This window comes from Streptomyces sp. NPDC002619 (assembly GCF_042889305.1).
In the GTDB taxonomy this organism is placed as follows: domain Bacteria; phylum Actinomycetota; class Actinomycetes; order Streptomycetales; family Streptomycetaceae; genus Streptomyces.
This window is the reverse complement of record NZ_JBIAQV010000023.1, coordinates 45,222-55,582: the sequence shown is the minus strand read 5'-3', so window position 1 is coordinate 55,582 and position 10,361 is coordinate 45,222. Positions and strand designations below refer to the sequence as shown.

Here is a 10,361-nt window from a genome sequence, read left to right as displayed (position 1 = left end):
GCCTCAGCCGGCGCCGGACAGGCCCACCACCAGCCAGATGAACGCCGCTCCGGCGACCGTGCACAGCAGGGTCACCGGAGCGGGGTGTTCGTGGTGGGCCTCGGGCAGGATCTCGGCCGCGGCGAGATAGAGCAGCACGCCGCCGAAGAGGCCGAGATAGCCGCCGAGCACCTGCTCCGGGATGGTGAAGAACGCCGTCGACAGCGCGCCCGCCACCGGGGCGCAGGCGTCGGCGACGAGCATCGCGATGGCCTTGCGGCGGGCGTTGCCGTACAGGCTCGTGATGGTGAACGTGTTGAAGCCGTCCGCGAAGTCGTGGGCGATCACGGCGAGTGCGACCGCGGTGCCCATGCCACCGCCCACCTGGAAGGCCGCGCCGATCGCCACGCCGTCCATGGCACTGTGGCCGACCATCGCGGCTGCCGCCGTGAGCCCCACCTCGGGTGCCCGGTGATTGTGTTCGTCGCCGCCGTGCGCGGCCTGGCGGGCGGCCAGCAGGCGTTCCACCAGGTGCGCCAGCAGGAAACCGGCCACGAACAGCAGCAGGGCCGCCGGTACGCCGAACACCTCGCGGCCCGCCGCCCGAAGGGCCTCCGGGAGCAGGTCGAGGCCGACCACGCCCAGCATCAGGCCGCCGGCCAGGCCCAGGACCAGGTGGCGGCGGTCGGTCACGCGCTGTGCCGTCCAGCCGCCGGCCAACGTCATCAGGAACGCGCCGAGCGCGACGAACACCGCCATGCGCCCTTGCTATCCGATCGGACCCCGTTCGCGCACATCCGGCCATGCCTGAATCCCTACACACCATGATATTTCGTACGAGAGGATCTCTCCCCATGGCCGTTGCCCCCACCGGCAAGGTGACCTTCGTCGGTGCCGGCCCGGGCGCCGCCGACCTGCTGACGTTCCGCGCCGCACGCGCGATCGCGGGGGCCGACGTCGTGATCTGGGCGGCCAGCCTGGTCCAGGAGGAGGTGCTCCAGCACGCGCGCGAGGGCGCAGAGATCCTCGACTCGGCGGCCATGTCGCTCGAAGACGTCGTGGCCGTGTACGAGCGGGCCCGTACCCAGGATCTGAAGGTGGCGCGCATCCACTCCGGCGACCCCGCGCTGTGGGGCGGCACGCAGGAGCAGCTCGACCGGTGTGCGGAGCTCGGCATCGAGACGGAGGTCGTGCCCGGCGTCTCCGCCTTCTCCGCCGTCGCCGCGCTCGCCCGGCGGGAGCTGACCATCCCCGAGGTCGCGCAGTCCGTCGTCCTCACCCGGCTCGGCGGCGGCAAGACGCCGATGCCGCCCGGTGAGGAGGTGCGTGAGTTCGCCCGCCACGGCACGACCATGGCGATCTTCCTGTCGGCGGCCCGCAGCGGCCAGCTGGTGCGGGAGCTGCTGGAGGGCGGCTATCCGACCAGTACGCCGGTCGTCGTCGCCTACCAGGCGACCTGGCCGGAGGAGCTGGTGGTGCGCTGCACCATCGAGACGCTGGAGGAGACCGTCAAGGAGCACAAGCTCTGGAAGCACACGCTCTTCCTGGTCGGCCCGGCGCTCGACGCGCACGGCACCCGCTCGCACCTTTACCACCCCGGCCACTTCCACGGCTTCCGCAAGGCGGACCCGGAGGCGCGCAGGGCGCTGCGTGAGCGGGGGGCGAGCACATGATCACCGTCGTCGGGGCGGGCACAGGGGCGCCGGTCCCACCCGAGGTGCTGGCCGCGGCCGAGCTGGTCGTGGGCGGGCGTCGGCATCTGGACGCCGTACGGCTGCCGGAGACGGCCGAGCGGATCGTCCTCGGGCCGCTGCCGCCCGCCCTCGACGCGATCGAGGAGTACGTCGGCAAGGAGGGGAAGGTCGTCGTGCTGGCCTCCGGGGATCCCGGGTTCTTCGGGATCGTGCGGGCGCTGGCGGAGCGTTTCGGGCCCGCGCTGCTCGACGTACGGCCCGGTGTCTCGTCCGTCGCCACTGCCTTCGCGCGGCTGGGGCTGCCGTGGGACGACGCCGTGGTCGTGAGCGCGCACGGGCGGGATCTGCGGACGGCGGTCAACGCGTGCCGGGCGCATCCCAAGGTCGCCGTGCTGACCGGGCCGGGTGCTGGTCCCGCCGAGCTGGGGGCCGCCGTCCCGGCGAACCGGGTGCTCGTCGTGGCGAGCGCGCTGGGCGATCCCTCGCGCGAGCGCGTCGAACGCGTCACACCCGCCGAGGCCGCGATCCGGGATTGGGGTACAGCGGTGAGCGTGGTGCTGTGTCTCGACGAGACCCGGACGCTGGGCGCCGTAAAGACGCTGGCGGGAGGGCGTGAGCAGCCCGCCGGATGGGCCTTGGACGAGGCCGAGTTCACGCACCGCGACTCGATGATCACCAAGTTCGAGGTGCGGGCGCTGGCCCTCGCCCGGCTCGGGCCCCGGCCCGGCGACCTGGTGTGGGACGTCGGTGCGGGCTCCGGGTCCGTGGCCGTGGAGTGCGCGCGGCTCGGCGCCGCTGTCGTCGCCGTCGAGAAGACGGCCGACGGGGTCGAGCGGATCCGCGCCAACGCCGCCGGGCACGGCATCGACGTGCATGTGGTGCACGGGGCGGCGCCGACCGTGCTGTCCGGCCTCGACGATCCCGACGCGGTGTTCGTCGGCGGCGGGGGGCACGAACTCCCCGCTGTCGTCACCGCGTGCGCGCGGCGCGCCCGGCGCGCGGTCGTGGTCGCCCTGGCCGCCCTCGACCGGGTGCCCGCGGCCCGTGCCGCGCTCATCGGTGCCGGGTTGACCTGCGACGGGGTGCTGCTGCAGTCGTCGCGGCTCGCCCCGCTGCCGGGGGACGTGACCCGGCTCGCGGCCACCAATCCGGTCTTTCTGCTGTGGGGCGTGAGGCCTCAGGTCCGTACCGAAGGAGTAGTTGAGTGATCGGCCTGATTTCCGCCACCGCGGCGGGGGCGGCGGCGCGGGACCGGCTTGCGGCCGCATGGCCGGAGCGGACGCGGGTGTACGAGGGTCCCGTCGGGGACGCCGTACGGCGGGCGTTCGCCGAGTGCGAGCAGCTCGTGTGCTTCCTGGCGACCGGCGCGGTCGTCCGGCTGGTCGCGCCGCTGCTCGGCGACAAGGCGGCCGACCCGGGCGTGGTGTGCGTCGACGAGGGCGGGCGGTTCGCCGTGTCGCTGGTCGGCGGGCACGGCGGCGGGGCCAATGAACTCGCCCGTGAAGTGGGCGGGTTGCTCGGTGCCGAGCCCGTGGTGACGACGGCGACCGACTCCGTGGGGCTGCCGGGACTCGACACGCTCGGGTTCCCCTTCGAGGGTGCCGTCGCGACCGTCTCGCGGGCCCTGCTGGACGGCGAACCCGTCGCTCTGGAGACCGAGTTGCCGTGGCCGCTGCCGCCGCTACCGACGGCGCCGCAGGGGTCGTACACGATCAGGCTGACCGATCGGGACATAGCACCCGGCGACCGCGAGGTGCTGTTGCGTCCGCCGTCCCTGGTCGTCGGCGTCGGCTCGTCCAAGGGTGCGCCGGTGGACGAGGTGCTCGGGCTGGTCGAGGACGCACTGCGGGACGCCGGTCTTTCGGTGCGGTCCGTCGCCGAACTGGCCACCGTGGACGCCAAGTCGGCGGAGCCCGGCATCGTGGGTGCCGCCGAGCGGCTGGGGGTGCCGCTGGTGACGTACTCCGCCGAGGAGTTGGCGGGGGTCGAGGTGCCGAATCCCTCCGTGGCGCCGCTCGCCGCGGTCGGCACGCCGTCCGTGGCCGAGGCCGCGGCGCTGGTGGGCGGAGGTGAACTCCTCGTGCCCAAGCGGAAGTCGGGGGCGCGTCCGGCGATGGCGACCTGTGCCGTCGTACGGCGGTCCGGGCGCGGGCGGCTCGCGGTGGTCGGGCTCGGACCCGGCGCCCGCGATCTGCTCACCCCGCGCGCGCGGGCGGAGCTGCGGCGGGCCTCCGTGCTCGTCGGCCTGGACCAGTACGTCGACCAGATCCGCGATCTGCTGCGGCCCGGCACCCGCATCCTGGAGTCCGGACTGGGCGCCGAGGAGGAGCGGGCCCGGACGGCGGTCGCCGAGGCCCGCGCGGGTCACGCGGTCGCGCTGATCGGCAGCGGGGACGCGGGCGTGTACGCCATGGCCTCGCCGGCGCTCGCCGAGGCGTCCGACGACATCGACGTGGTCGGGGTGCCGGGGGTGACGGCGGCGCTCGCGGCCGGGGCGATCCTGGGCGCGCCGCTCGGGCACGACCATGTGTCGATCAGCCTCTCCGACCTGCACACTCCGTGGGAGATCATCCAGCATCGGGTGCGAGCGGCGGCCGAGGCGGACCTCGTGGTCACGTTCTACAACCCCCGTTCGCGCGGCCGTGACTGGCAGTTGCCGAAGGCCCTGGCGATCCTCGCGGAGCACCGGGAGCCGACGACGCCCGTCGGGGTCGTACGCAACGCCTCGCGGCCGGACGAGTCGAGCCGGCTGACGACCCTGGCCGCGCTCGACCCGGCGACGGTCGACATGATGACGGTCGTGACGGTGGGCAACACGGCGACCCGGAACATCGCGGGGCGCATGGTGACGCCGCGCGGATACCGCTGGCAGGAGGGCGATCGGTGAACCGTGTGGTGCACCCCATCGAGCAGGAGTCCTTCCGGCGGCTGCGCGCCCGCCTGGACACCTCGCACTTCCCGCCGCTGACCCGGGCCGTGGTGGAGCGGGTCATCCACTCCGCCGCCGACCTGGAGTACGCGGGCGACCTCGTCCTGGACGAGAGAGACCTGGTGCGGGCGCACACCGCGCTGCACGCCGGGGCGCCCGTCGTCGTGGACGTCGAGATGGTCGCCGCCGGGATCACCCGTCGCGACACCGTGTGCCGGCTCAAGGACGCCAAGTCGGGGCCGGGGATGACCCGTTCGGCACACGCCGTACGGCTCGCCTACGAGCAGGTCGGCACCGGCGCCCTGTGGGTGATCGGCTGTGCGCCGACCGCCCTGGAGGAGCTGCTGAAGCTGGATGCCGATCCGGCGCTCGTCATCGGACTGCCCGTCGGTTTCGTCGGCGCGGCCGAGTCCAAGGCCGCGTTGCGCGAGAGCGGGCTGCCCGCCGTCAGCAACGTGTCCGAGAAGGGCGGTTCGGCGGTCGCCGCCGCCGCGCTCAACGCCCTGCTGTACCACCCCGTTTCCGCAGAGGAGAAACCGTGACGACCCCGCCGCCCGCCCTGCTCATCGCCGGCCATGGCACCCGGGACGAGGCCGGAGCCGAGGCGTTCCGCGACTTCGTACGGGAGTTGGGGCGCCGCCACCCCGACCTGCCCGTCGCGGGCGGCTTCATCGAGCTGTCCCGGCCGCCGCTCGGCGACGCCGTGACCGAGCTGGTGGAGCAGGGGGTACGGCGGTTCGCGGCCGTACCGCTGATGCTGGTGTCCGCCGGGCACGCCAAGGGCGACATCCCGGCGGCGCTGGCCCGCGAACGGGAACGGCACCCGGGGATCTCGTACACCTACGGCCGTCCGCTGGGCCCGCACCCCGCCCTGCTGAGCGTGCTGGAGCGGCGGCTCGACGAGGCGCTCGGTGGCACCGTGCGGAGTCCGTACGACCGGGGCGACGTGACCGTGCTGCTGGTCGGCCGGGGTTCGACCGACCCCGACGCCAACGCCGAGGTGTTCAAGGCGGCCCGGCTGCTGTGGGAGGGGCGCGGGTACGCGGGCGTGGAGACCGCGTTCGTGTCGCTGGCGGCGCCGGACGTGCCGAGCGGTCTGGACCGGTGCGTGCGGCTGGGCGCCCGGCGGATCGTCGTGCTGCCGTACTTCCTGTTCACCGGCGTCCTCCCGGAGCGGGTGCGGCAGCAGACCGAGGGTTGGGCGGCCGCGCACCCGGAGGTCGAGGTGCGGTCGGCCGACGTGATCGGGCCGGAGCCGGAGCTGCTCGACCTGGTGATGGAGCGGTACGCGGAGGCCGTCGGGGGCGATCTGCGGATGAACTGCGACTCGTGCGTGTACCGCGTCGCGCTGCCGGGCTTCGAGGACAAGGTGGGGCTGCCGCAGCAGCCGCACTTCCACCCGAACGACGACGGCCACCACCACGGGCACGGGCACCAGCACGGCGGACACGCGCATGCACACTGAGGGCGCTGAGGGCGGCCACGACCTGAGACATCACGGTGACGCCGAAGTGCGGGACGACGGAGCGAAGTTGGTCGACCTGGCGGTCAACGTCCGGGCCGGCACGCCTCCGAAGTGGCTGCGGGAACGGATCGCCGAGTCGCTGACCGGCCTCGCGGCCTACCCGGACGGGCGGGACGCGCGAGCGACGGTGGCCGCGCGGCACGGGGTTCCGGTGGAACGGGTGCTGCTGACGGCGGGTGCGGCCGAGGCGTTCGTGCTGCTGGCGCGCGCCCTGAAGGTACGTCGGCCGGTCGTCGTGCACCCGCAGTTCACGGAGCCCGAGGCGGCGCTGCGGGACGCGGGGCACTCGGTGGACCGGGTGCTGCTGCGGGAGGAGGACGGCTTCCGTCTCGACCCGGCGGCCGTTCCCGACGGTGCCGACCTGGTGGTGATCGGAAACCCGACGAACCCCACGTCGGTACTCCACCCGGCCCCGGCCATCGCCCGACTCGCCCGGCCGGGGCGGACGTTGGTGGTCGACGAGGCGTTCATGGACGCGGTGCCGGGTGAGCGGGAGACGCTGGCCGGGCGGACGGACGTACCCGGGCTCGTGGTCCTGCGCAGCCTGACCAAGACGTGGGGGCTGGCCGGGCTGCGGATCGGGTACCTGCTGGCGGCGCCGGAAACGGTCGCGGAGCTGTCTCGGGCGCAGCCGCTGTGGCCGGTGTCCACGCCGGCGCTGACCGCGGCGCGGGAGTGCATGGACCGGGACGCCCTCGCGGAGGCGGCACACGCGGCGCACCGCATCACGGCCGACCGGGATCGTCTGGTCGCGGGACTCGAGGAGTTCGCCCCGCTGGGCGTGCGGGTGGTGGGACCGGCCGCCGGACCCTTCGTGCTGGCCCGGGTACCGGACGGCGCGGCCGTACGACGCCGCCTGCGCGACCTCGGCTACGCCGTCCGGCGCGGGGACACGTTTCCGGGGCTGGACGGGGAGTGGGTCAGGGTGGCAGTACGGGACAGGGCCACGTCGGACGGGTTCCTGCGCGCTCTGCGACGGGTACTGCCACCTGACCGGGTCGGTTGACGGGTCGCCCTCAGTTCTTCCGGCGCGCCACCACCAGCGCTCCCCCGCCCACCACGACCAGCGCCAGCGCGCCGCCCGCGATGTACGGCGTCGTCGAGTTGCCGCCCGTTTCCGCCAGGTCAGCCTTCGCGGGGGCGCCCTGGGGCTTCACGTCCGAACCCGGGGTGGCGGCAGGGGCCGAAGGCTCGGCCGGTGTCGGCGGGGTTTCGCACGTCGACTTCGCCAGTGTCACCGTCCCCTCGACGTCCGCCACGTTGAGCTTCAACGGGTTGACGGAGACCGTGAGTTCGAGGGCCGTGGCTGCTGCCGTGCGGGACGTGGTCTCGGTCCTGGACAGGTCCAGGCGGACCTCGCCGACGCCGGGTACCCGCACGTTCGTGGGACCGCCGGGCGTCAGCGTCACGCGCTTGCCGAGCACCGTCACCGCGCCGAGGACGTTCGCGGCGGCGGTGGGTTGTTTGCCCGCCTCGCACGTCGCCTTCGAGGTGACCGTGTCGAGCTCGACCAGGGAGAGGAGGGGCAGGCCGGGGACGTGGAGTTTGGCGTGGGCCAGGCGGACGGAGCCCTCGGCCCGGTCGGCGGTCACCGTGGCCTTCGCCGAGGCGACGTCCGCGCCGAGGACGGTGAACGGTTTGCCGCCGTCCACCCCGTCGAGCCGGGCGGTCAGCGCGGTCTTCTCGGCGCTCTGCGGTGCCTGGACCTCGTTGAGGGAGACCGCGAGCGGGACGTTCACGGTCTTGTTGAGCAGGGACACGTCGAGTCCGGTGCGCAGGACCACGGCGCTCGCGCGACCGTGGTCAGCGGTCGCGTGCGCGGCGTGCGCGCCGGCCAGGGCCGCGGGACCGGCGGCCAGGGCCGTGGCCGTCGCGATGGTCGCGAGACGGCGTGCGGGCATACGGAAGTTGTTGCTGTTCAAGGTGGTGGGACCCCCAGAAGAAACGTGCTCGGGACCCGAGAAGGATCGCGTGCCGACGGTGATCAGTCAGATCTTCTGAGTTACTTCACTCAATCGTGGACTTTCCGTCCTTTTATTCGAATCACTGGGTACGGGCGTTCCAAACCTGCACGTTCACTCGACGACCTGCCCGTTCAGCACCACCCGTCGCGGCGCCACCAGCACCCGTACGTCCGCCCGCGGATCCTCGTCGTACACCACCAGGTCGGCCGGCGCGCCCTCTTCCAACCCCGGCCGCCCGAGCCACGCCCGCGCGCCCCAACTGCCCGCCGACACCGCGTCGACCGGCGGAATCCCGGCGGCGACCAGTTCGGCGACCTCGGCGCCGACGAGCCCGTGCGCCAGCGAACCGCCGGCGTCGGTGCCGACGTACACCGGGATTCCGGCGTCGTAGGCGCCACGCACGGTGTCGTAGCGCCGCTCGTACAGGCGCCGCATATGGGCGGACCAGCGCGGGAACCTGGTGTCGCCGCCCGCCGCGAGCTGCGGAAAAGTGGCGATGTTGACGAGGGTCGGGACGATCGCGACGCCGCGTTCGGCGAAGAGCGGGATCAGTTCGTCGGTGAGGCCGGTGGCGTGCTCGATGCAGTCGATGCCCGCCTCGACCAGGTCACGGAGCGAGCTTTCGGCGAAGCAGTGCGCGGTAACACGGGCGCCCAGGCGGTGCGCCTCGGCGATGGCCGCGTCGATGGCCTCGCGCGGCCAGCAGGCGGAGAGGTCGCCCAGGTCGCGGTCGATCCAGTCGCCGACCAGCTTGACCCAGCCGTCACCGCGCCGGGCCTCCTGGGCGACGTACGCGACGAGTTCGTCCGGCTCGATCTCATGGGCGAAGTCACGGATGTAGCGGCGGGTGCGCGCGATGTGCCGTCCCGCGCGGATGATCTTCGGCAGGTCCGGGCGGTCGTCGATCCAGCGGGTGTCGGTGGGCGCGCCCGCGTCGCGGATCAGCAGCGTGCCCGCCTCACGGTCGGTCATCGCCTGCTTCTCCGCCACGTCCGCGTCGACCGGACCGTGGGTACCGAGGCCGACGTGACAGTGGGCGTCGACGAGACCGGGCAGCGCCCAGCCCTCCACGGTCCGTACGTCACGGGCGCCGGCCGGACGGTCGTAGGAGACCCGCCCGCCGACGATCCACACCTCGTCGCGCACCTCGTCGGGACCGACGAGGATCCGCCCCTTCACCCGCAGCACCGCGTGATCGCTCATACCGGCACCTTAATGAAGGGGCGTGTCGCCCTTCCAACCCTGCTCCGAAGTCTCCTCCTCCACCTCGGCCATGGCGGGCTCGACGAGGCGCTGGGCGTCTGGCGGCGGGAGATCGCGTGCGGGCAGGAGCTGTGCGCCGGGCGGTCGCTGGACGACACGGGGGTGATCCCCGACGGGCCCATGGCGGGGCTCGAGGTCAGCCTGCGCTGGGTACTGCTGCACATGGTCGAGGAATACGCCCGGCACAACGGACACGCGGACATTCTCCGGGAGCGCATCGACGGGGCAACCGGGGCCTGAATTCTAGGTAATTCGTGAATTCTTTTGGGCGATAGCTTTCCCGAGTTCTTCTGCCCCGTATCCCCCGACCTAAACACAGGGAATTTCGAGCAGGTTACGTCGGTGTGACGCACTGCACAGCGATTCCAATTTGTACCTGTTCGACCTGGTGCAAACCTCGCATATCACCCAGCGAAGGGGGGTGGCTCACCCGCCCCAGCCCGCCCCGCCCTGCATTTTTTAATTTCTCTCGCTAAATTCGGTCCGCATGACTGCCGCACAAGCAGACCTGCTCATCGACCGCCCTGCGGTGACGGACGGGGCCGCGCTCTGGCGCATCGCCAAAAACTCCGGAACCCTCGATCTGAACTCCTCGTACAGCTATCTCCTGTGGTGCCGCGACTTCGCCGGCACGTCGGCGGTGGCGCGCGGGGCGGACGGCGAGCCCGTCGGTTTCGTCACGGGGTACGTGCGGCCCGAGCGGCCGCACACCCTGCTCGTCTGGCAGGTGGCGGTCGACGCGGCGTACCGCGGACGCGGCGTCGCGGCGGCCCTGCTCGACGCACTGACCGCGCGGATCGGCGCCGAACGCGGGATCACCGACGTCGAGACGACCATCACGCCCGACAACACCGCGTCCGAGCGCCTGTTCACCTCGTACGCCACCCGCCACGGCGTATCCGTCAGCCGCGAGACGCTGTTCGACGCGGGCCTGTTCCCGGACGGCCCCCACGAACCCGAAGTCCTGTTCCGGATCGGCCCGTTGACCCCCCACCAGTCGCACTGAG

The 10,361-nt window shown here is 72.9% G+C and carries 10 protein-coding genes and 1 pseudogene; 8 read left to right on the top strand and 3 right to left on the bottom strand.

All coding sequences use genetic code 11. The annotated features are described in order from the left end of the window. Nucleotides 1–3 precede the first annotated feature (3 nt). Complete coding sequence (locus tag ACFYXB_RS29320; RefSeq protein WP_351358240.1) at nucleotides 4–738, bottom strand: ZIP family metal transporter; 735 nt, start codon at nucleotides 736–738, stop codon at nucleotides 4–6. 95 nt (nucleotides 739–833) lie between these two features. On the opposite strand from ACFYXB_RS29320, the gene cobM reads away from it, so the two are divergent. From cobM to cobC, 6 genes are read left to right on the top strand one after another with little or no spacing between them, the layout of a single operon-like run. Then, the gene (gene cobM, locus ACFYXB_RS29315) at nucleotides 834–1,652 is read left to right on the top strand and encodes a precorrin-4 C(11)-methyltransferase (RefSeq protein WP_389587426.1); all 819 of its coding nucleotides are present in this window, start codon (nucleotides 834–836) and stop codon (nucleotides 1,650–1,652) included. Continuing rightward, nucleotides 1,649–2,881 carry a precorrin-6y C5,15-methyltransferase (decarboxylating) subunit CbiE gene (cbiE, locus tag ACFYXB_RS29310; protein WP_389587424.1) on the top strand — a complete coding sequence of 411 codons (1,233 nt, stop codon included), beginning with the start codon at nucleotides 1,649–1,651 and terminating at the stop codon, nucleotides 2,879–2,881. Before cobM ends, cbiE begins: the two co-directional genes overlap by 4 nt. Continuing rightward, on the top strand, nucleotides 2,878–4,560 hold the full coding sequence (gene cobJ / locus ACFYXB_RS29305) for a precorrin-3B C(17)-methyltransferase (RefSeq protein ID WP_389587422.1): 1,683 nt from the start codon (nucleotides 2,878–2,880) through the stop codon (nucleotides 4,558–4,560). Before cbiE ends, cobJ begins: the two co-directional genes overlap by 4 nt. Next, nucleotides 4,557–5,144 carry a precorrin-8X methylmutase gene (locus ACFYXB_RS29300; protein ID WP_389587420.1) on the top strand — a complete coding sequence of 196 codons (588 nt, stop codon included), beginning with the start codon at nucleotides 4,557–4,559 and terminating at the stop codon, nucleotides 5,142–5,144. The genes cobJ and ACFYXB_RS29300 overlap by 4 nt, the downstream gene beginning before the upstream one ends. Continuing rightward, nucleotides 5,141–6,067 (top strand): sirohydrochlorin chelatase, encoded by a 927-nt coding sequence (locus ACFYXB_RS29295; RefSeq protein ID WP_389587418.1) that lies wholly within the window; start codon nucleotides 5,141–5,143, stop codon nucleotides 6,065–6,067. The genes ACFYXB_RS29300 and ACFYXB_RS29295 overlap by 4 nt, the downstream gene beginning before the upstream one ends. Then, on the top strand, nucleotides 6,057–7,133 hold the full coding sequence (gene cobC, locus ACFYXB_RS29290) for an Rv2231c family pyridoxal phosphate-dependent protein CobC (protein ID WP_389587416.1): 1,077 nt from the start codon (nucleotides 6,057–6,059) through the stop codon (nucleotides 7,131–7,133). Before ACFYXB_RS29295 ends, cobC begins: the two co-directional genes overlap by 11 nt. 10 nt (nucleotides 7,134–7,143) lie before the next feature. Here the strand turns inward: cobC and ACFYXB_RS29285 are convergent, their stop codons facing one another. Continuing rightward, nucleotides 7,144–8,049, bottom strand: coding sequence for an SCO1860 family LAETG-anchored protein (locus ACFYXB_RS29285; protein ID WP_389587414.1), 906 nt, complete (start codon nucleotides 8,047–8,049; stop codon nucleotides 7,144–7,146). A gap of 153 nt (nucleotides 8,050–8,202) precedes the next feature. Then, on the bottom strand, nucleotides 8,203–9,294 hold the full coding sequence (locus ACFYXB_RS29280) for an amidohydrolase family protein (RefSeq protein WP_389587412.1): 1,092 nt from the start codon (nucleotides 9,292–9,294) through the stop codon (nucleotides 8,203–8,205). 75 nt (nucleotides 9,295–9,369) lie between these two features. Here ACFYXB_RS29280 and ACFYXB_RS29275 point away from each other — a divergent pair. Together ACFYXB_RS29275 and ectA are read left to right on the top strand one after the other, a co-directional pair. Then, nucleotides 9,370–9,594 (top strand): annotated as a pseudogene (locus ACFYXB_RS29275) (DUF664 domain-containing protein); the annotation flags it as partial. 247 nt (nucleotides 9,595–9,841) lie between these two features. Further along, entirely contained in the window at nucleotides 9,842–10,360 is a 519-nt protein-coding gene (gene ectA / locus ACFYXB_RS29270; RefSeq protein ID WP_389587410.1) for a diaminobutyrate acetyltransferase, read from the top strand. The last annotated feature ends 1 nt before the right edge of the window (nucleotide 10,361 follow it).